Consider the following 19,596-nt stretch of genomic DNA (forward strand, 5'->3'; position numbering starts at 1 on the left):
TTACCCTTTGCGTCGCCCTGGGGTAGCTTGTCGCGATGACCCTCCTGGCCGAGCTCGACGAAGCCGCACGCGTCATTCGCCAACGAATTCCGGCGCTTCCGAGCGTCGGTGTGGTGCTGGGCTCAGGGCTCGGGGGCTGGGGCGACGAGCTCTCCGGGCTCGTGAAGGTCCCCTACGCCGAGATCCCCGGCATGCCCCGGCCCGCCGTCGAGGGGCACGCCGGCTTTCTCTGCGCCGGGCGCGTCGGGGACGTGCCGGTCGCCTGCCTGCAGGGCCGCGCGCACCTCTACGAGGGGCACCCGCCGGCGAAGGCCGTGTTCGGCGTGCGCGTGCTCGCGCGGCTCGGCTGCCGCGCCGTGCTCCTGACGAACGCGGCCGGCGGCATCAACCTCGGCTTCGCCGCCGGCGATCTCATGCTGCTCACCGATCACCTGAACCTGATGGGGACGAACCCGCTCGTCGGGCCGAACGACGACGCGCTCGGCAAGCGCTTCCCCGACATGACCTACGCGCACGATCCCCGGCTGCTCGATCTCGCGCGGGCGGCGGCGAGCGAAGCCGGCGTCCCGCTGCGCGAGGGCGTCTACGCCGGGCTGCTCGGCCCGACGTACGAGACGCCGGCGGAGATCCGGATGCTGCGCACGCTCGGCGCAGACGCGGTCGGGATGAGCACCGTCCCGGAGATCATCGCGCTCCGGCACATGGGCGTGCCGGCCGCGGCCATCTCGTGCATCACGAACCTCGCGGCGGGCCTGACCCAGCGCGAGCTTGATCACAAGGAGGTCGAGGAGACCGCCCGGAGGGCGCGCGCTCGGTTCACGGCGCTGCTCTCGACGTGGGTCCGCCGCGTCGGCGCCGAGGCCGCGGCCGGGAGCGCGGCGTCGTGAGCCGCGCCCCGCAGGACGCCGGCGAGGCGCCCGCCGCGGCCGGGGCGGCGCCGGCGATCGACTGGGACGCGCTCGACCGGGCGGCGCTCGCCGTCCGGGAGCGCGCGCACGCGCCGTACTCGGGCTACTGGGTGGGCGCGGCGATCCTCGTGCGATCCGGCCGCGTGTTCGCCGGCTGCAACGTCGAGAACGCCTCGTACGGGCTCGCCATCTGCGCCGAGCGCTCGGCCATCGTGCAGATGGTCGCGGCCGGCGAGCGCGACCCGATCGCGCTCACCGTCGCCACCAGCGGGCCCGTCCTCGGCAGCCCGTGCGGCATGTGCCGGCAGACCCTCGCCGAGTTCGCCGCCGATCTCCCGATCCGCCTCATCGCCGCCGACGGCGGCGCGCCGCCCCGGCTCACCTCGCTGGCAGCGCTCCTGCCCGAGGCGTTCGGGGCGGCCGCGCTCTCGCGCTGATCGCCCCGCGCGCCACCCGCGCCAGCGAGCGCCGCCGGCTCACTCGACCGACAGCACCTCGTTCTGCTCGATCTGCGACAGCGCGACGGCGAGCGCCTCCCGCGCGCGCTCCAGCGAGGCGCGGTCCTCGCCCCATTTCGAGCGCGCCTTCTGCAGGCGGGCTCGCTCGACGGCGAGCTGCTCCGCGAGCTGCTCGCCCTGCGTCCTCAGGGTGTCGCGCTCCTCGGTCCGGTGCGAGAGCTGCGCGCCGAGCTCGCTCTCCCGCTGCTCGGCCTCGGCGAGCCGGCCCTGGAGCGCCTCGACGTCGCGCGCCCGCTCGGCGAGCTCGCCCTGCAGGCGGTCGCGCTCCCCGGTGCGGGCGGAGAGCTCGCCCGCGCGCTGCTCCAGCTGCTGATCGAGTTCGTGCGCCCGGGCCTCGAGGTGCGCCACCTGGTTGCGCGCCTGCCCGAGCTCGGTGGAGAGCCCGCGGGCGATCTCGTCCAGCTCGTGCTTCTGCGCCGCCCACGCGGCCTCGCGCTCGGCGATCTCGGCCTGGTGCGCCCCGCGGAGGTCGGTGAGCGCCTGCGCGTGCGTCGCCTCGATCTGCGCCTGCCGCTCGGCGGCGCGCGCCTCGAGGTCGGCCACCCGCGCCGCGTGCGCCTGCTCGGCGGCGCGCACGGCCTCCTCGCGCTCCTCGACGAGCTCGCGCTCTCGCGCCGCGAGCCGCGCCGCGAAGTCCTCTCGCGCCGCCTCGAGCGTCCGCGCGTGCTCGTTCGCCTGCCCCTCGACGGCGGCCGCGTGCTCGGTCCGCAGCGCCTCCAGCGCGGCCGCGTGCTCGCGATCGCGCCGCTCCCTGTCGTCCGCGTGCTCGCGCCGCAGCGTCTCCAGCGCGGTCGCGTGCTCGCCCCGCAGCGCCTCGACGGCGGTCGCGTGCTCGCCCCGCAGCGCCTCGACGGCGGTCGCGTGCTCGCCCCGCAGCGCCTCGACGGCGGTCGCGTGCTCGCCCTGCTGCCGCTCGAGCGCGGCGACCTGCTCGGCCCGCGCCCCCTGCAGCGCGGCCGCGTGCTCCGCGCTCATGCGCTCGACGGCGGCGGCGTGCTCGGCGCGCGCCGCGTCCAGCGCGGCGGCGTGCTCGGCGCGCGCCGCGTCCAGCGCCGCCGCGTGCTCCCGGTCGCGCCGCTCGGTCTCGCCCGCGTGCTCGCGCCGGAGCGCCTCGACGGCGGCCTCGTGCTCGCGCTGCGACGTCGCGACCGCCGCGTCGTGCTCCGCCCTCTGCCGGTCCAGCGCCGCCGCGTGCTCCGCCCTCAGTCCATCCATCGCCGCGGCATGCTCGGCCCTGAGCCGATCGACGACGGCGGCGTGCTCCGCCCTCAGGCCGTCCATGGCAGCGGCGTGCTCCGCCCTGAGGCCGTCCGCCGTCGCCGCGTGCTCGGCCTTCGCCCGCTCGAGCGCCGCCGCGTGCTCGCCGGCCAGCTTGTCGATGGCCGCCGCGTGCTCGCCGGCCAGCCTGTCGGCGGCCGCGCGGTGCTCGGCGGCCTGCTGCTCCACGCGGGCGGCGTGCTCGGCGCTCAGCCGCTCGACCTCCGCCCGGTGCGCCGCGGCCGCCTGCTCGAAGCGCTCCCGCTCCGCCTGCGCGCTCTCCTCGATCTCGCGCCGCGCCGACGCCTCGACGGCGGCGATCGCCTGCGCCCTCTCGTCCGCCGCGGAGCGCAGCGCCTCCGTGTGCGCGGCCTCCGCGTCCATCAGCGCTTGCCGGGCCGCCGACAGATCCGCGTCGCGGCCGGCGATCTGCGCCTGCAGCTTCTCGGCGCGCGCCCTGAAGTCGTCGGCGCGCTTCGCGGCGAGCTCCTTGTCCGCGCGCAGCGACGCCACCTGCGCGTCGAGGTCCTCGCTCGCGCGCTCGAGCTCCAGGATGCGGTCGACCTGGTCGGCCTTCTCCCGCTCGAGCGACAGCGCCTGATCCCGGAGCTCCAGGAGCTCCTTGTCCTTGCGCGACATCTGGTCGCGGAGCGCGAGGATCTCCTTGTCTTTCTTGTTCAGCGCCTCGCGCAGATCGAGGAACTCGCGGCTCGACACGCCGCCGGGCCTGGAGGGGCTGCTGCCGGTCGCGGCCTTCGCCCTGAGCTCATCGAGCTCGCGCCGCAGGCGGGCCGCCTCCTGGCTGCTGTCGTTCGCCGAAGAGAGCTCGCCCTCGAGGCGGTGCGACGTGGCGCGCGCGGCGGCCACCTCCTTGGTGAGGCGGACGATCTCGTCCTTGGACCGGTCCAGCTCGGCGCGCAGGCGCTCGATCTCGCCCGCGTCGGCGTCGGATCGCGGCGCCGGCGGCGCAGGGGTCAGCCTGCCGCGCTCGGAGACGGGCGCGCGGTAGGCGCCCCCGCGGTCGGAGACGGGCGCGCGGTAGGCGCCCCCGCGCTCGGAGACAGGCGCGCGGTAGGCGGCCACGGGCGACGAGCTCACCGGCGGCGGCGCCGAGGCCGGCAACGGCGTGCTGGTGGACGTCGGCGTCCGCGCAGACGGCGCGACCGAGGGCGTCCGCGTCGACGGCGCGACCGAGGGCGTCCGCGTCGACGGCGCGACCGAGGGCCTGACGTCGGTCCGCTCCTCCTCTTCGTCGCGGATCAACCGGGTAAACGCGCCGCCGATGAACTCCTCGATGTCCTCGTCCGATTTGCCGGAATCCGACCTCACCGCGGGCGCTTGCGGCGGCTTCGTCGGCCCTGGCGCCCGCGCGCGATCCTGCGCGGCGGCGGCGGGCGGCGGCGGCGCGGCGGACGGCGGCCGAGGCGCGACCGACGGCGGCCGAGGCGGGGGCGGCGGCGGCGCGGCGGACGGCGGCCTCGGCGCGGCGGGCGGCGGCGGCGCGACGCTCGCGGGCGTGCCGTTCGAGGACACCGCCGCGGTGATGATCGTGGGATCGCCCGAGTCCTCGTCGATGTCGGCCTCGAGCACCTCGGCCTCGTCGATCATGATCGGATCGGCCTCGGCCTCGTCGCCGTCGAGCGGGACGTAGTTGCGGATGTGCTCGAGGAGCTCGCCGAACGCGATCGGCTTGTGGATGTAGTCCTCCGCCCGCGTCCTGAGCTTGCGGTGCTGCTCGAATGTCTCCTCGCTCGACTCGCTCGACATGATGACGAGCGGGACGTCCTTGAGCTGCACGTCCTTCTTGAGCTTGTTGCAGACCGAGAAGCCGTTCATGCGCGGCAGCTCGATCGACAGGAGGATGAGGTCGGGGCGATCCGCCGCGGCGGCCTGCAGGCCGACGTTGCCGTCATCGACGACCTGAACGGTGCAGCCAAGGCGGCCGAGTTCCGTGCGGAGCTCCCCGGCGAACGCCGGATCGCTCTCAAATACGAGGACTTTCGTCATGTTCCGGGTGTGCGCGGGTTCGGAGGGGAACCCAAGATATCGGCCCCCTTCGACGAGTGTCAAACACGAGGCTGGTTGCCTCGTTCAGGCCGTCCGGCCGACGACGCGCTGCGCGAAACGCCGGCCGAGGGCGAACCTGGACAGTCCCACCATGGCGCCTGCCGGGCCGACGGCCGACAGCAGCCCACCCGCGCGCCCGCGGGTCAGGTCGCGGCGAAGTGGCCGGTCGGCTCGTCGCCGAAGCACAGGCCCATCTCGCGGGCCGTGACGACCGTGTCCGAGTCGAGCGGCACGGTCTTCGTCTTTCCCGCGACCTCGTCGAGGGGGACCAGCTCGATCCGGTTCGCCCGCAGCGCGACCATCCCGCTCCCGCAGTCCTCGACGAGGCAGCGCGCCGCGGCCGCGCCGAAGCGGAGCGCGAGCAGGCGGTCCGCCGTCGTGGGCCCCCCGCCGCGCTGCAGGTGGCCGAGCACCATCGAGCGCGCCTCCTTGCCCGTCCGGGCGGCGAGCTCCTTGGCGACGCGCTCGGCCACGCCCCCGAGGACGGCGGTGCGACGGAAGGCGTCGCCCGCGTCCTTGATGATCAGCTCTCCCCCCTGCGAATGCGCCCCCTCCGCCGCCACCACGATGGAGAAGCGCCGCCCGCGCGACTCCCGGAGGCGGATCTTGTCGGCGATCGGCTCGTACCGGAACGGGATCTCCGGCATCAGGATGACGTCGGCGCCCCCGGCGATCCCGGCGTTGAGCGCGATCCAGCCCGCGTGCCGCCCCATCACCTCCACGACCATGATCCGCTCGTGCGCCTCGGTGGTGGTGTGGAGCCGGTCGAGCGCCTCGGTCGCGATGGACACGGCCGTGTCGAAGCCGAACGTGATGTCCGTGCAGCAGACGTCGTTGTCGATCGTCTTCGGCACGCCGATGACGAGGGGCAGCCCGCGCTGGAGGAGCTCGTGCGCGATCCGCATCGAGCCGTCGCCGCCCACGGCGATGAGCGCGTCGAACCCCAGCGCGCGGAACCGCCGCACGAGGTCCTCGGACCGATCCCGCGGCACGAGCCCGTGCTCGCCCGGCGTCGGGTAGTGGAACGGATCGCCGCGGTTCGCGGTGCCCAGGATCGTGCCCCCGAGGTGCGCGATGCCCCGCACACGCTCGCGATCGAGCCGGATGAGCCCGTCCGGCGAGTCGTCGAGCAACCCGCGGTAGCCCTGCCGTATCCCCCAGACCTCCCAGCCACGCTCGAGCGCGCCGAGCGTGGCCGCGCGGATCACAGCGTTGAGCCCGGGCGCGTCGCCGCCGCCGGTGCTGATAGCGATCTTACGTGCCGCCATGAGGCGGCCAGCATTGCGAGCCATCCTCGGCGACGCAATAGACATCTTCCTCGCCCGAGCCTCGAAAGGCGCGGGGCGCGCGTGACAGCCACGCTTCGCGTCGACGACGAACGACGGCGCGCGGCGCGCTGGAGGAGCGAAGACGCCTCCGCGAAGCGTGGTTCGCACCGGCGCGCGCGCCGTGTGGTCGGGGCCGCTCTGCGGCGCGCCTCGCGCCGGGAGCGGCGCCGCATGACGGTCGCGAGCGCCGGCGACAGGGTATAGGGGCATGCGCATGCGATCACCCCGGCTGCGCGCCCCCGTATGAACCGCGCCACCCTGATCCGAGGCATCCAGGTCATCGTCACGCTCACGCTCGCGTCGTTCGCGTACGTGCTCTACAGCGAGATCCACGACAAGCAGGCGAGCCTCGCCGCCGGGCTCGCGCACGTGCGGCCGGGCTGGCTGCTCGTCGGCGCCGTGCTGGCCCTGCAAGAGGGCGTGTTCGGAGGCCTCAGGATCTGGGTCCTCGGGCGCGTGCTCTGGCCCGGGCTCCGCGTGCGCACCGCGGTGACCTCGGAGTTCGTGCTGATGTTCTGCGCCGGCGTAACCCCGGGGCAGGCCGGCGCCGCGCCGTCGCAGGCCGCCGTGCTCGTGCACGGGGGCATGCGGCTCGTCGACGTGGCCACGGCGGAGCTGCTCACCGCCTCGTGCACGGTCTCGTTCTTCCTCCTCTCGGCCGTCGCCATCTTCGCGCTGCGGCAGAGCGGGATGCTGGTCTTGCACGGGGGCCCGCAGATCGAGTGGCTGCTCTTCTTCACCATCGCCATGTTCGGCTCGGCGCTCGTCGGGCTGATCTTCGCGGCGGCGTACCCGCCGCTGCTCAAGGCGATCGTCCGCGCGCTGTCGGTGCCGCTCGGGGGGCTCCTGCGCGCCGCGATGCGGGTCGCCCGGCGCGTGCCCCGGCTGCGGGCCCGCGCCGACGCCGCGCTCGCCGCGCCCGGCGCCACGACCGCGCGCGTCTTGCACGGCGTGGACGAGTTCCACAAGGGCTTCCGCATCTACATGCGCCGCGGGAAGCGCGCCTACGCCGCCGCGCTGCTGCTCACGTTCGGCTTCTTCTGGTCGCGGTTCGCCGTCGCCTACTTCATCCTGCTCGGGCTCGGCATCCCGACGACGCCCTCGACCTTCGTCTCGGTGGGCCCGCCGATCGCGCAGGTCGTCCTGACGCAGACGGTGCTCAACTTCGCGCTCTACATGAGCCCCACGCCCGGCGCGAGCGGCGTCGCCGAGCTCGGCTCGAACGCGCTCATGTCGCCCTGGGTCGAGGGCGCGTTCGTGGTGCCGTACGTCGTCCTGTGGCGGGTGCTCACCCTGTTCCTCTGCATGTTCGTGGGGGGCATCTATGTCTTCCGCTACCTCGGCACCGACGTGCTCGAGGCGCAGGTGGAGCAGACGGAGGCGGAGAAGCGAGCGCTCGAGGCGGCGCGCGCCGCCGGCGGTGCGCCTGCGAGCGCCGCGCCCGCGAGCGTGTCGGAGGGCGGGGAGGAGGCCGCCGGCCGGCGGCGCGGCGCGGGGTGATGCTGGGGGGACCGGCGCGCGCCGCGCCGCGGGATCAGCGCGCGGGGACGGGCACGGCCGCGAACTGGACGACCTTGCCGCGCCGCACCTTGAGGAGCGCCGTCGACCCCTCCTTGGTCTTGCCGATGGCCGCGCGGAGGCCGGCGACGTCCTTGATCGGGGCGCCGTTCACCTCGAGGATCACGTCGCCCACCTGGAGCTCCTGCGTGTCGACGCCCTGCGCGAACCCGTCGACCCGCACCCCGCCGCCCGCCACGTCGGAGACGTGGATGCCGAGCTTCTCGGCGCTCTGCTGCCGCTCGGGCCGCGCGCCCTGGATCGGCCGCGCGCGGCCCTGCGCGTCGCCCTCCTCGTCCTGGAGCGCGTCCAGCTTGGCCCGGAGCTCCTGCCGCTTCTGGCCGCGCACCACGGTCACCTCGATCTCCGAGCCGGGCGCGTTGCGCGCCACGTTGCGCCGCAGCTCCTCGGCGTGGAGGATCGGGGTGCCGTTCACGTCGACGATCACGTCGCCCGGCTTGATGCCGGCGCGCGCGGCGGCCCCGCCCGGCTCGACCTCGGCGACGAGCGCGCCCTTCGGCGCGTCCAGCTGGAGCGCCGCGGCGAGCTCGCGCGTGACGGGCTGGAACGCAAGGCCGAGCTTGCCGCGCTCGACGAAGCCCTTCTCGCGCAGCTGCGGGAGCACGTCCTTCAGCGCGTCGACCGGGATCGCGAAGCCGATGCCGTTCGCGCCCGCCCGGATCGCCGTGTTGATGCCGACGACCTCGCCCCGCCAGTTGAACAGCGGCCCGCCGCTGTTGCCCGGGTTGATCGAGGCGTCGGTCTGGATGAAGTCGTCGTACGGCCCCGCGCCGATCGCGCGCGCCTTCGCGCTGACGATGCCGAGCGTGACCGTGTGGCCGAGCCCGAAGGGGTTGCCGACCGCGAGCACGTGCTCGCCGACCCGCAGCTGCTCGCTGTCGCCGAGCGGCGCCACGGGCAAGCCGCTCGCGCCCTTCAAGCGGAGGAGCGCCAGATCGAGCTTGGGATCGCGGCCGACGACCTCGGCCTCGAACTCCCGCTCGTCGGCGAGCCGGACGCGCACGCCGGAGGCCTCGTGGATGACGTGCTCGTTCGTCACCACGTAGCCGCTCGGATCGATGATGAAGCCGGTCCCGAGCGCCGTCTGCGGCGGGCGCTGGCCGCCCCGCGGGTTGAGCCGGCCGCCGCCGTGCGGGCCGAAGAAGAAATCGAAGGGGTCGAGCCCCTCGGGACCGCGGGACTCGTGCGTCGTCGTGATGTTGACGACCATCGGCCTGACCCGCTCGGACAGCGCCGCGACGTCGAAGGTGGCCGGCACCGGCGCCGGCGGGAGCGTCACGGTGGAGACGGGCGGCGGCGCCGCGGAGGGCGCGGCGGCGGCGGCCTGGGTGGAAGGGGGCGTGGCGTGAGCCTGCTGGCCGCACCCGCCGAACGCCAGCGCCGCCATCGAGAGCAGCGCCAGGGCCGAGGCGCGAGAGCGATAGGAAACCGCTTGAATCATGGAATCTCCGTCATGCAGTCGAAAGGTCCCGTCCTGCGTTCGGCGAACAGGGGACCGACTGCGTTCATTCCGCCGCACAAATAACCCCACGAGGTCCGCTGACAAGGGCGCGCGCTGGGCCGGGCGGGCGCCGCGCGCCGGGCCGCCCGTCCCCGGCGGCACGCCGCGCCGGCGGCGGTGTCCGTCGAGATTTGAGCCGCGGGCTCGGTAAGGCTGCTAGGGTGCGCGCTCCTGGAGGCGAGCGAGGGCGATGGGGAGCGACGACGGCCGGCTGCGAGGGCGCAAGATCGGGTTTCTTGGCGGCGGGAACATGGCAGAGGCGCTCATCCGAGGCCTGGTCCAGGGGGGCGCCGTGGGCGCCGAGCAGATCAGGGCGAGCGATCTCAAGAGCGATCGGCTCTCGTTCCTCCACGCGCGGTACGGCATCGAGACCACCGACGACAACGAGGCGCTCTGCCAGTGGGCCGACGTGCTCGTCATCGCCGTCAAGCCGCAGATCGTCGATCGGATCCTCGCGCCCATCTCGTCGGGGCTCGGCCGCGCGGACGTCGTCATCTCGGTGGCGGCCGGCGTGCCGATCGACGCGATCGAGGCGCGCCTGCCGGAGGGCGCGCGCGTCATCCGCAGCATGCCGAACACCGCCGCGATCGCGCTGGCCGGCGCCACGGCGATCTCCGCCGGGAGCCACGCCACGAGCGACGACGTCGAGATCGCGCGGGCCCTGTTCCAGGCGGTCGGCCGCGTGGTCGTGCTCGACGAGTCGCTGCTCGACGCGGTGACCGGCCTGTCGGGCAGCGGCCCCGCGTACGTCATGCTGATGATCGAGGCGCTGGCCGACGGCGGCGTGAAGGTCGGCCTCGGCCGGGACGCGGCGCTGCTGCTCGCGGCGCAGACCGTGTACGGCGCCGCCAAGCTGCAGCTCGAGACCGGCGAGCACCCCGGGCGCCTGAAGGACATGGTGACGAGCCCCGGCGGCACGGCGATCGCGGGGCTCCACACGCTGGAGGCCGGCGGGCTCCGGCGTACCTTGATCGACGCGGTCGAGGCCGCGTCGAACCGCTCGGCCGAGCTGGGTGCGCAGATGGCGCAGAAGCTCCGCCGCACCTGATCGCCCCGCGTCGCGATGCCGCCGTGGCGAGGCCCGCGGCGGTGCCTCGATGGCTCGACGAGCCGATAGCAAATTGCCACAGCTGTCACAGCGGGCCGCGGCAGAGGCCCGCTCCCGCGCTGCCCGGGACGTGGCCGGCGCGCGGCGCGGAGGTATTGGCGTTCGGGCGTCCCTTGACTATGTTCGCCGCGTCGCAGCGGGACAGGCGATCGCCGGCGGCCGGGGGAACCCGGTCGCGGGAGGAAAGTCCGAGCTCCGCAGGGCAGGGTGCCGGGTAACGCCCGGTGAGAGCGATCTCGAGGAAAGTGCCACAGAGAACAGACCGCCGCGCCGCGCGCCTCGCGAGGGCGAGGAGCCTCCTGCCCGGACGGGCTGCGCTCCGAGCCTCCGCCGGCTCGCCGCGCGGCAAGGGTGAAACGGCGGGGTAAGAGCCCACCGCGCCCTTGGCAACAAGGGCGGCACGGCAAACCCCACCTGGAGCAAGGCCGCGTAGGGAGGCGTCCGCGGCGGCGACCGCCGCCACGGCAAGGGCTGCCCGCCCCAGGCCTCCGGGTTGGCTGCTTGAGGCGCGCGGCGACGCGCGTCCTAGAGGAATGATCGCCAGCGCGAGGGGGGCGACCCCCCGCGCAACAGAACTCGGCTTACGTCCCCTGCGACCACGGAGCCCCGCCCCGGCGGGGCTCCGTGCTTTTGTGATCGCCCGCCGCTCACCTGTGGCAAGGCGCTACGCCGCCAGCGGCTGCAGGCGGTCGCGCAGCTTCTTCTTCGCGCGCGCCTCGAGCTGCCGAGCCCGCTCGCGCGACACCCCGAGGCGGCGCCCGATCTCGGCGAGCGACAGCTCCTCCTCCGGGTCGGCCATCATCCGGGTCTCGACGATGTACCGCTCGCGCGGGTCGAGGTTCTCCACGGCCTGCGTCAGCCGCTCGCGGAGCAGCGCCCCCTCCTCGGCGCGGGAGAAGCGCTCCTCCTGGTCCTGGTCGTCCGCCGGCAGGGTGTCGACCAGCGACCGGGCGCCGTCCTCGAAGACCTTCGTGTCGAGCGACACGTCCCGGGCCTCCAGCCGGTGCGCCATCTCCAGCACCTTCTCCGCGGGCGCGCCGAACTTCTCGGCCAGGAGCCGATCGCCCTCCTCCCCCTCGCCCACCAGGCCCGCGATGCGCGCCCGCTCCCGCCGCAGCCGGAAGAACATCTTCGAGCGCAGCGGGCCCGAGCCCACGCCGACCAGGCTCCAGGAGTGGATGACGTGGTTCAGGATGTACGCCCGGATCCAGTAGGCCGCGTAGGTCACGAAGCGATTTCCGCGGTCAGGGTCGTACTTGCGGATCGCGTGGACGATCCCGAAGTTCCCCTCGGCGATGAGGTCGGCGAGCGGGATCCCGTACCGCCGGTAGCTGATCGCGATCGAGACAACATGCCTCAGGTTCGCGAGCGCGAGCGCGGCCGCGGCCTGCTCGTCGCCGTGGTCCCTCCACCGTCGAGCGAGCTCGACTTCTTCCTCGCGCGACAGCTCCGGGATCTGCCGAACATGCGTGATGTAGCGCGAAACTGCGCTGGCCTGATCTCGGGACGTTTGCACAGGGTTTCCTTCGAGGTCCGAAGACCCCGGTTCGGTTGTTGAGGCCGGCCGACGCCGGACCTCGGCTCCTGCGGCCGAGGCCGGCCGAAGCCGGACCTCGATCGCGTTGATCGCCTCGCCGGCACTTGCCGCCGAAGCGGTTGGTTCGAGATTCCGAAGAGAGCAGCCCACCCAGGCTGCGATGCAGCTGGCATGCCGCCCCGGGCGGGCAGCTTGTACACCGTGGCTGCGAAGCCATGGCGCACGCGGCTCAGGCTCGCCCGCGCGAGCGCTGAGGCAAAAAGGAGCCGCTAGAGAGCCGGGAAGGTCTCGATGCTCCGGGCGTACGCGCGCACGGCGCCCGTGTGCATCTCACGTCGGCCGCTCCGCCGACGGGCGGAGCGAGCCAGGACGGAAGCGAGGTTCAGGAGGAGGCGCGAGCGCGTTCGGTTCGAGGGAACCGGAGCCGCGGGATCAGACGGAGAACGAGGAGCCGCAACCGCAGGTGCTCTTGACCGACGGGTTGCTGAACTTGAAGCCCGAGCCGTGAAGGCCTTCCACGTAGTCGATCTCGGTCCCGTCGAGGTACTGGAAGCTGAGCGGGTCGATGTAGAGCTTGATTCCGCGGTCCTCGAACTCCTCGTCGAACTCGGTCGGCTTGTCCTCGAAGTACAGGTCATAGGAGAAGCCGGCGCATCCGCCGCCCACGACGCGCAATCGCAGCCCCTGCCCCAGCAGCTCCTCCGCGGTCGCGATCTCCATCACCTTCTCGGCTGCCTTCTGCGTGATCGTGATCATCCTGAATCTCCTCTGCGTGCTTTGTCCGGCGGGGGACGGCATGTCCTGCCCGAGGGGGCGCTCGCCCCGATGGAGGGCGAACCGCGCGTGCGCCCGGCCGGCCGTGCCCTGGGGTGGGGTGCTCAGGGCTAGCCAAAGATACGCACCTCCAGCGATGTCCGCCAGTGCCTCAACCGGAACGGGGTACGCCTTCCACCTGACCGCCCGGTCGTCCAGGGAGCGCCGCCGTTCGCGCAGGGGATCCCGCCCTTTTCCCCGGTGAGGCCGCAGCCGGGGGGCCGCAGCTGAGGGCCGCTGCCCTCGCCCGCACAGGCGAGGCTTGACGCCCGCCCGCCGGCCCGCCACGCTATCATCCGTTCATCCGGATTGAGAGATACGCGTTGCCCGACCTCACGGCCACCACCGAGCTCCTCCGGCTCCTCAGCGACCCGACCCGCGTCCGCCTGCTCGCGCTGCTCGGCCGCGAGGAGCTGAGCGTCGCCGAGATCACCGACGTCACGCAGCTCGCGCAGTCCCGGGTCTCCACGCACCTCGGCAAGCTGCGGGAGGCCGGCCTGGTCAAGGACCGGCGCGACGGGGCGTCGTCCTTCTACGCGATGAGCCACGGCGCCATGCCCGAGGAGGCGCGGCGGGTCTGGGCCCTGCTCGAGGCGACCACGGAAGATCCGCTGATCGAGCAGGATCGCGAGCGCGTCCGCGAGGTCGTGCGGGCGCGCGCCGGAGGGGCGAGCTGGGCCGACTCGGTGGCCGGGCGCATGGAGCGGCACTACTCGCCGGGGCGGACCTGGGAGGCGTCGCTGCGCGGGCTGCTCGGCCTGATGTCCCTCGGTGACGTGCTCGACATCGCCTCCGGCGACGGCGCGCTGGCCGAGCTCGTCGCGCCGCGGTGCCGCACGATGACCTGCCTCGACGCGAGCGAGACCGTGATCGAGGCCGCCCGGCTGCGCCTCGCGCGCCTCGGCAACGTCCGCTTCGCGCGCGGCGACATGCACGAGCTGCCGTTCGAGGAGGCGTCGTTCGATCAGGTGATGCTGATGAACTGCCTGACCTTCGCCCGGTCGCCCGCCCGCGCCATCGCCGAGGCGGCCCGCGTGCTCCGGCCGGGCGGCGCGCTCGCGGGGGTGACGCTGAAGACGCACCGGCACGAGATCGCGGCCGTCACGTACAGCCACGTGCGTTTCGGCTTCGAGCCGCGCGAGCTCCGGGCGATGCTCGAGGCCGCGGGCCTCGCCGTGGACGCCTGCGACGTGACCTCGCGCGAGAAGCGCCCCCCTCACTTCGAGGCGATCTCGATCCACGCCCGCAAGGAGGGCGCGGCCGAGGCCGCCCCGCCGGCCCGCGAGGGCGAGGGCGCAGGTCCCCGGGCCGCGCGACCCTCTCAACAGGACGGCTGCGCCGCGGCCGCAGCACCCACGGTAAAGAAGCCCAGGAGAAGAGCAGAGCCATGAACGGAAGCGAACGCCCCGCGCGCCTCGAAGAGATCCTCGACAGCCGGATCCTGTGCCTCGACGGCGCGATGGGCACGATGATCCAGCGCTACCGCCTGGGCGAGGCCGACTACCGCGGCGAGCGCTTCCGCGACCACGCGATCGACCTCAAGGGCAACAGCGACCTCCTCGTGCTGACGCGGCCGGACGTCATCGCGGAGATCCACGGCGCGTACCTCGACGCCGGCGCCGACATCATCGAGACGAACACCTTCACGGGCACCTCGATCGCCCAGGCGGACTACCGGCTCGAGTCGCTCGCCTACGAGATCAACCTCACCGCGGCCCAGATCGCCCGGAAGGCGGCCGACGCGTGGACGGCGCGCACGCCCGACAAGCCGCGCTTCGTCGCGGGCTCGATGGGGCCGACGCCGAAGACGCTGTCGATCTCGCCGAGCGTGAACGACCCGTCGTTCCGCGCCGTCACCTTCGACGAGCTGCGGCGCGCGTTCGCCGAGCAGGTGCGCGGGCTCGTCGACGGGGGGGCCGACGTGCTGCTCGCGGAGACGTTCCTCGACACGCTGAACATGAAGGCGTGCCTCGTCGCGATGGAGGAGGTCTTCGCCGAGAAGGGGCGGCGCCTGCCGATCATGCTCAGCGTGACGATCACCGACCGGAGCGGCAGGACGCTCGCCGGCCAGACGATCGACGCGTTCTGGACCAGCGTGGAGCACGCGAGGCCGCTCAGCGTCGGCCTCAACTGCGCCCTCGGCGCGAGCGACATGCGGCCCTACCTCGTGGATCTCGCGAAGCTCGCCCGGGCGCGGGTGAGCTGCTACCCGAACGCGGGCCTGCCCAACGCGTTCGGCGAGTACGACGAGCAGCCGGAGACGACGTCGCGGCTGCTCGCGGAGTTCGCGCAGAGCGGGCTCGTGAACATCGTCGGCGGCTGCTGCGGGACGACGCCGGACCACATCCGCGCGATCGTCCGGGCGGTCTCGGAGCGGAGGCCGCGGCCCCTGCCCACGGAGCGCGACGGCTTCGGGCGCTTCAGCGGCCTGGAGACGCTCGTCATCCGGCCCGACACGAACTTCCTGATGATCGGCGAGCGGACCAACGTGACCGGCTCGGCCCGGTTCATGGAGCTCATCAAGAAGGGCGACTTCACGACCGCGCTGGAGGTGGCGCTCGACCAGGTGCGCGGCGGGGCGAACATCCTCGACGTCAACATGGACGAGGGCATGCTCGACTCCGAGCAGGCGATGACGACGTTCCTGAACCTCATCGCCACCGAGCCCGAGATCGCCCGCATCCCGATCATGATCGACAGCTCGAAGTGGTCGGTCATCGAGGCGGGGCTCAAGTGCATCCAGGGCAAGGGGATCGTCAACTCGATCAGCCTCAAGGAGGGGCCGGAGGACTTCCTCAGGAAGGCGCGCACCATCCGCCGCTACGGGGCGGGGGTCGTGGTGATGGCCTTCGACGAGGTCGGCCAGGCCGAGACGGTGGAGCGGAAGGTCGCGATCTGCCAGCGCGCGTACAGGCTGCTCACCGAGGAGGCCGGCTTCGATCCGCAGGACATCATCTTCGACCCGAACATCCTCGCGATCGCGACCGGCATCGAGGAGCACAACGAGTTCGCCAAGAACTTCATCGAGGCGACGCGGATCATCAAGGCGACCTGCCCGGGGGCGCGCGTCAGCGGCGGCGTGTCGAACCTGTCGTTCTCGTTCCGCGGGAACAACGTCGTCCGCGAGGCGATGCACTCGGCCTTCCTGTACCACGCCATCCGGGCGGGCATGGACATGGGCATCGTGAACGCGGGGCAGCTCGCGGTCTACGAGGACATCCCGAAGGACCTGCTCGAGCGGGTGGAGGACGTCATCTTCAACCGGCGCCCGGACGCGACCGAGCGGCTCGTCGAGTTCGCCGAGCAGGTGAAGGGCAAGGGCAAGAAGAAGGAGCTCGACCTCGCCTGGCGCGAGGGCCCGGTCGAGGAGCGGCTGTCGCACGCGCTCGTGAAGGGGCTCGTCGACTTCATCGAGGCGGACGTGGAGGAGGCGCGGAAGAAGTACGCGAAGCCCCTCTCCATCATCGAGGGGCCGCTGATGGACGGGATGAAGATCGTCGGCGAGCTGTTCGGCGCCGGGAAGATGTTCCTCCCGCAGGTGGTGAAGAGCGCCCGCGTGATGAAGCGGGCCGTCGCGTACCTCCTGCCGTTCATGGAGGCCGAGAAGGCCGCCGGGGGCGGGACGTCGTCCCAGGGGAAGGTCGTGATGGCGACCGTGAAGGGCGACGTGCACGACATCGGCAAGAACATCGTGGGCGTGGTGCTCGGGTGCAACAACTACGAGGTGATCGACCTCGGCGTGATGGTGCCCCAGGACAAGATCCTGGAGACGGCGCTGAGCGAGAAGGCCGACATGATCGGGCTGAGCGGGCTGATCACGCCGTCGCTCGACGAGATGGTCAGCGTGGCGCGCGAGATGGAGCGGCGGGGCATCCGGCTGCCGCTGCTCATCGGCGGGGCGACGACGAGCCGGCAGCACACGGCGGTGAAGATCGCGCCGGAGTACGGCGGGACCGTGGTGCACGTGCTCGACGCGTCGCGGGCCGTGGGCGTGGTGTCGAGCCTGCTCGACCAGACGAACCGGCAGACGTTCGACGCGCAGAACCGGCAGGAGCAGGCCAAGCTGCGCGAGCTCTTCGCGAGGAAGCGGGCGAAGCCGCTCGTGACGCTCGCCGCGGCGGACGAGGGGCGGCTCAAGATCGCGTGGCGGCCCGAGGACATCGCGGCGCCGTCGTTCACCGGGCGGCGCGTGGTGGACGACGTCCCGCTCTCCGAGATCGCGCGGTACATCGACTGGACGTTCTTCTTCACGGCGTGGGAGCTCAGGGGCCCGTTCCCGCAGATCCTGGAGCACCCGCAGTACGGCGAGGCGGCGCGCGAGCTGTTCGACCACGCGCAGAAGGTGCTGCAGCGGATCGTCGACGGCAGGTTGATCCAAGCGCGGGGCGTCTACGGGTTCTGGCCGGCGAGCGGCGAGCAGCGGGACATCGTGCTCTACGGCGACGAGGCGCGCTCGCGCGAGCTCGTCCGGTTCAACATGCTCCGGCAGCAGCAGGTGAAGGCCGCGGGCGGCGCCGAGGAGGACGGCGAGAAGGCCGTGGCCGGGGTGAAGCCGTACCTGTCGCTCGCCGACTTCGTGGCGCCGAGGGAGAGCGGGCTCGCCGATCACGTCGGCGCGTTCGCGGTGACGGCGGGGCTCGGGCTCGATGAGGTCGTGCGCGCGTACGAGAAGGACAAGGACGACTACAGCGCGATCATCGCGAAGGCGCTCGCGGATCGGCTCGCGGAGGCGTTCGCCGAGCTGCTCCACGAGCGGGCGCGGAAGGACTGGGGGTACGGCGCGGCAGAGGCGCTGAGCAACGAGGAGCTCATCGCCGAGAAATACCGGGGGATCCGGCCGGCGTTCGGGTATCCGGCGTGCCCGGAGCACACCGAGAAGCGCAAGCTGTTCACGCTGCTCGACGCGCCCTCGGTCGGCATCGAGCTGACCGACACCTGCGCGATGACGCCGGCGGCGAGCGTGAGCGGCATTTACCTGGCGCACCCCGAGGCGCGGTATTTCATGGTGGGGCGCCTCGGCAGGGATCAGGTCGCGGACTACGCGAAGCGCAAGGGGATGACGCTCGAGGAGGCCGAGCGGTGGCTGTCGCCGAACCTGGGGTACGACCCGAAGGCGGCGGACAGCGCGTGAGGCTTCTGCGCGAGCTGCCCCGCCTCCTCTGGTCCGAGCCGAGAGCGCCTCATCCACCCGGCGTAGGCAAGGGAGACTGGGCGCTGCTCGGCGTGCTCGTCGCGACTGGGCTGGTCGAGCTGGCCGTGAGGCTGGATCGCTCGTGGACATCCGCCTCTCTCTTGGTCGGCTTCGCCCTCACGCCCACGGTGCTGTGGCGGCGATCGAGGCCGCTGTCGATGGTCGTGATCGCGTTCGGCGCGAGCACGGCCATGGCGTTGACCCGGCTCTCGACCGGCGGCGACCTCCCCAGGCTGCACACGGCGGCCTTCCTGCTCTTGCTCCCCTACTCCCTGCTCCGGTGGGGCGCTGGACGCGACGTCATGATGGGCTCGCCCATCCTCCTGGTCTCGGCGTCGCTGGGCCTCCTCGCGGATCGGGCGAAGACGAGCGACGTCATCGGGGCCTTCGCCGTCCTGCTCTCGGCCATGGCGCTCGGCGCGGCGGTCCGCTATCGGGCGCGCGCGCGCTCGCACGAGCTCGAACAGGTGAAGCTGCGCGAGCGCGCGCAGCTCGCGCGCGATCTCCACGATACGGTCGCCCATCACGTGTCCGCCATCGCCATCCGCGCGCAGGCCGGGCTGGCCACGTCGTCCAAGAACCCCGAGGCCGCGATCGACGCGCTCCGCGTCATCGAGACCGAGGCGTCGCGCACCCTCACCGAGATGCGCGCGATGGTCCGGTTCCTGCGGCGAGACGAGTCCGCCGATCTCGCGCCGAGCCCGCGCATCGCAGACCTCGATCGCCTGGCCCACCGGTCCGCCGAAGGCCCCGAGATCCACGTCGAGCTCTCCGGGGACCTCGACGACCTCTCACCGTCGGTGTCAGCCGCCATCTACCGCCTCGCGCAGGAGTCGATCACCAACGCTCGGCGGCACGCGCGGCACGCGACGCGGATCGACGTCGGCGTCTCCGCAGACCGTGACTCGGTGAGCCTGCGCGTCAGCGACGACGGCGCCCCCGCGAACGCTCGCCAGCCCGCCTCGGTGGGCTACGGGCTCCTCGGCATGATCGAGCGAGCGGAGCTGCTCGGCGGCACCTGCCACGCGGGCCCGCGCCCGGAGCGCGGCTGGACGGTGACCGCCGTGCTGCCTCGAAGGGGACCGGCCCTATGAGCATTCGAGTCGTCGTCGCCGATGATCAAGAGATCGTCCGCACCGGGCTCACCATGATCCTCAATGCCCAGCCCGGCATCGAGGTCGTGGGCGCCGCCGCCGACGGCCACCAGGCCGTGCGGCTGGCGCTCGAGCTTCGCCCCGACGTGTGCCTGCTCGACATTCGCATGCCCGGCATCGACGGCATCGAGGCCACGCGACGGCTCGCCGGCCCGGGCGTCGACCGGCCCATCGGGGTCGTCGTGATCACCACCTTCGACCACGACGACTACGTGTATGGCGCCCTCAAGGCCGGCGCCCGCGGCTTCCTGCTGAAGGACGCCGGTCCGGACCTGCTCGCCCAGGCCGTCCGCGCCGCCGCGAGCGGCGACGCCTTGATCGCGCCCAGCATCACCGCGCGGCTCCTCGGCGCGTTCGCCGACGCCCGGCGCCCGCTGCCGCGAGCGCAGCCGAGGGAGGCCCTCACCGACCGGGAAGAGGAGGTCCTCCTCGCCGTGGCCCGCGGGCGAACCAACGCCGAGATCGCCGAAGAGCTCCACATCAGCCTCAGCACCGTCAAGAGCCACATCGCCAGCCTCATGGCCAAGCTCGGCGCGCGCAACCGGGTCGAGATCGCCATCTGGGCCTACGAGACCCATCGCATCCAGAGCTGATCGGCCGAAAGTACGACCTCCCGGTCCGCCTCTCGGCCGGCTG

General features: G+C 72.9%; 13 protein-coding genes and 1 other RNA gene. 9 read left to right on the forward strand and 5 right to left on the reverse strand.

The features are described 5' to 3' along the window. The first annotated feature begins 35 nt into the window (after positions 1-35). Together WMF26_RS35160 and WMF26_RS35165 are read left to right on the forward strand one after the other, a co-directional pair. Positions 36-887, forward strand: a complete 852-nt coding sequence (locus WMF26_RS35160; protein WP_437332644.1) for a purine-nucleoside phosphorylase — start codon at positions 36-38, stop codon at positions 885-887. Next, the gene (locus WMF26_RS35165; RefSeq protein WP_437996286.1) at positions 884-1,345 is read left to right on the forward strand and encodes a cytidine deaminase; all 462 of its coding nucleotides are present in this window, start codon (positions 884-886) and stop codon (positions 1,343-1,345) included. The genes WMF26_RS35160 and WMF26_RS35165 overlap by 4 nt, the downstream gene beginning before the upstream one ends. A 39-nt stretch (positions 1,346-1,384) precedes the next feature. On the opposite strand, the gene WMF26_RS35170 is transcribed toward WMF26_RS35165, so the two are convergent. Both WMF26_RS35170 and WMF26_RS35175 read right to left on the reverse strand, forming a co-directional pair. Beyond that, positions 1,385-4,690, reverse strand: coding sequence for a response regulator (locus WMF26_RS35170; protein WP_437996287.1), 3,306 nt, complete (start codon positions 4,688-4,690; stop codon positions 1,385-1,387). A gap of 203 nt (positions 4,691-4,893) precedes the next feature. Beyond that, entirely contained in the window at positions 4,894-6,018 is a 1,125-nt protein-coding gene (locus tag WMF26_RS35175) for a 6-phosphofructokinase (RefSeq protein WP_437332647.1), read from the reverse strand. Positions 6,019-6,321: 303 nt separating this feature from the next. Between WMF26_RS35175 and WMF26_RS35180 the strand changes: the two genes are divergently transcribed. Continuing rightward, positions 6,322-7,578, forward strand: coding sequence for a lysylphosphatidylglycerol synthase transmembrane domain-containing protein (locus WMF26_RS35180; protein ID WP_437996288.1), 1,257 nt, complete (start codon positions 6,322-6,324; stop codon positions 7,576-7,578). Between the two features lie 34 nt (positions 7,579-7,612). Here WMF26_RS35180 and WMF26_RS35185 read toward each other — a convergent pair whose 3' ends face one another. Beyond that, a complete protein-coding gene (locus WMF26_RS35185) occupies positions 7,613-9,097 on the reverse strand; it encodes a Do family serine endopeptidase (RefSeq protein WP_437996289.1) in 1,485 nt (494 codons plus the stop codon). 250 nt (positions 9,098-9,347) lie between these two features. Between WMF26_RS35185 and proC the strand changes: the two genes are divergently transcribed. Next, the gene (gene proC, locus WMF26_RS35190; RefSeq protein WP_437950522.1) at positions 9,348-10,205 is read left to right on the forward strand and encodes a pyrroline-5-carboxylate reductase; all 858 of its coding nucleotides are present in this window, start codon (positions 9,348-9,350) and stop codon (positions 10,203-10,205) included. A 193-nt stretch (positions 10,206-10,398) separates the two neighbouring features. Continuing rightward, positions 10,399-10,863: RNase P RNA component class A (gene rnpB, locus WMF26_RS35195), an RNA gene on the forward strand. A gap of 66 nt (positions 10,864-10,929) precedes the next feature. Here the strand turns inward: rnpB and WMF26_RS35200 are convergent. Further along, positions 10,930-11,781 (reverse strand): sigma-70 family RNA polymerase sigma factor, encoded by an 852-nt coding sequence (locus WMF26_RS35200; RefSeq protein WP_012238497.1) that lies wholly within the window; start codon positions 11,779-11,781, stop codon positions 10,930-10,932. Positions 11,782-12,234: 453 nt separating this feature from the next. Further along, positions 12,235-12,558, reverse strand: coding sequence for an iron-sulfur cluster insertion protein ErpA (gene erpA, locus WMF26_RS35205; protein WP_012238498.1), 324 nt, complete (start codon positions 12,556-12,558; stop codon positions 12,235-12,237). Between the two features lie 380 nt (positions 12,559-12,938). Between erpA and WMF26_RS35210 the strand changes: the two genes are divergently transcribed. The 4 genes from WMF26_RS35210 to WMF26_RS35225 are packed head-to-tail and all read left to right on the forward strand — an operon-like array spanning position 12,939 to position 19,553. Continuing rightward, the gene (locus tag WMF26_RS35210) at positions 12,939-14,006 is read left to right on the forward strand and encodes an ArsR/SmtB family transcription factor (protein ID WP_437996290.1); all 1,068 of its coding nucleotides are present in this window, start codon (positions 12,939-12,941) and stop codon (positions 14,004-14,006) included. After that, a complete protein-coding gene (gene metH, locus WMF26_RS35215; RefSeq protein ID WP_437996291.1) occupies positions 14,003-17,746 on the forward strand; it encodes a methionine synthase in 3,744 nt (1,247 codons plus the stop codon). Before WMF26_RS35210 ends, metH begins: the two co-directional genes overlap by 4 nt. Beyond that, complete coding sequence (locus WMF26_RS35220; RefSeq protein ID WP_437996292.1) at positions 17,743-18,900, forward strand: sensor histidine kinase; 1,158 nt, start codon at positions 17,743-17,745, stop codon at positions 18,898-18,900. Before metH ends, WMF26_RS35220 begins: the two co-directional genes overlap by 4 nt. After that, positions 18,897-19,553: a response regulator gene (locus WMF26_RS35225; protein WP_437996293.1), complete on the forward strand. Its 657-nt coding sequence runs from the start codon at positions 18,897-18,899 to the stop codon at positions 19,551-19,553. The genes WMF26_RS35220 and WMF26_RS35225 overlap by 4 nt, the downstream gene beginning before the upstream one ends. Positions 19,554-19,596: the final 43 nt, after the last annotated feature.

Origin of the sequence: Sorangium sp. So ce185, from assembly GCF_051526825.1 — a bacterium.
In the GTDB taxonomy this organism is placed as follows: Bacteria; Myxococcota_A; Polyangia; order Polyangiales; family Polyangiaceae; genus Sorangium; species Sorangium cellulosum_D.

Coding starts and splice junctions, on each gene's coding strand:
- WMF26_RS35160 (WP_437332644.1), top strand. CDS start 36: ATGACCCTCCTGGCCGAGCTCGACGAAGCCGCACGCGTCATTCGCCAA.
- WMF26_RS35170 (WP_437996287.1), bottom strand. CDS start 4,690: ATGACGAAAGTCCTCGTATTTGAGAGCGATCCGGCGTTCGCCGGGGAG.
- WMF26_RS35175 (WP_437332647.1), bottom strand. CDS start 6,018: ATGGCGGCACGTAAGATCGCTATCAGCACCGGCGGCGGCGACGCGCCC.
- WMF26_RS35180 (WP_437996288.1), top strand. CDS start 6,322: ATGAACCGCGCCACCCTGATCCGAGGCATCCAGGTCATCGTCACGCTC.
- WMF26_RS35185 (WP_437996289.1), bottom strand. CDS start 9,097: ATGATTCAAGCGGTTTCCTATCGCTCTCGCGCCTCGGCCCTGGCGCTG.
- proC (WP_437950522.1), top strand. CDS start 9,348: ATGGGGAGCGACGACGGCCGGCTGCGAGGGCGCAAGATCGGGTTTCTT.
- erpA (WP_012238498.1), bottom strand. CDS start 12,558: ATGATCACGATCACGCAGAAGGCAGCCGAGAAGGTGATGGAGATCGCG.
- metH (WP_437996291.1), top strand. CDS start 14,003: ATGAACGGAAGCGAACGCCCCGCGCGCCTCGAAGAGATCCTCGACAGC.
- WMF26_RS35225 (WP_437996293.1), top strand. CDS start 18,897: ATGAGCATTCGAGTCGTCGTCGCCGATGATCAAGAGATCGTCCGCACC.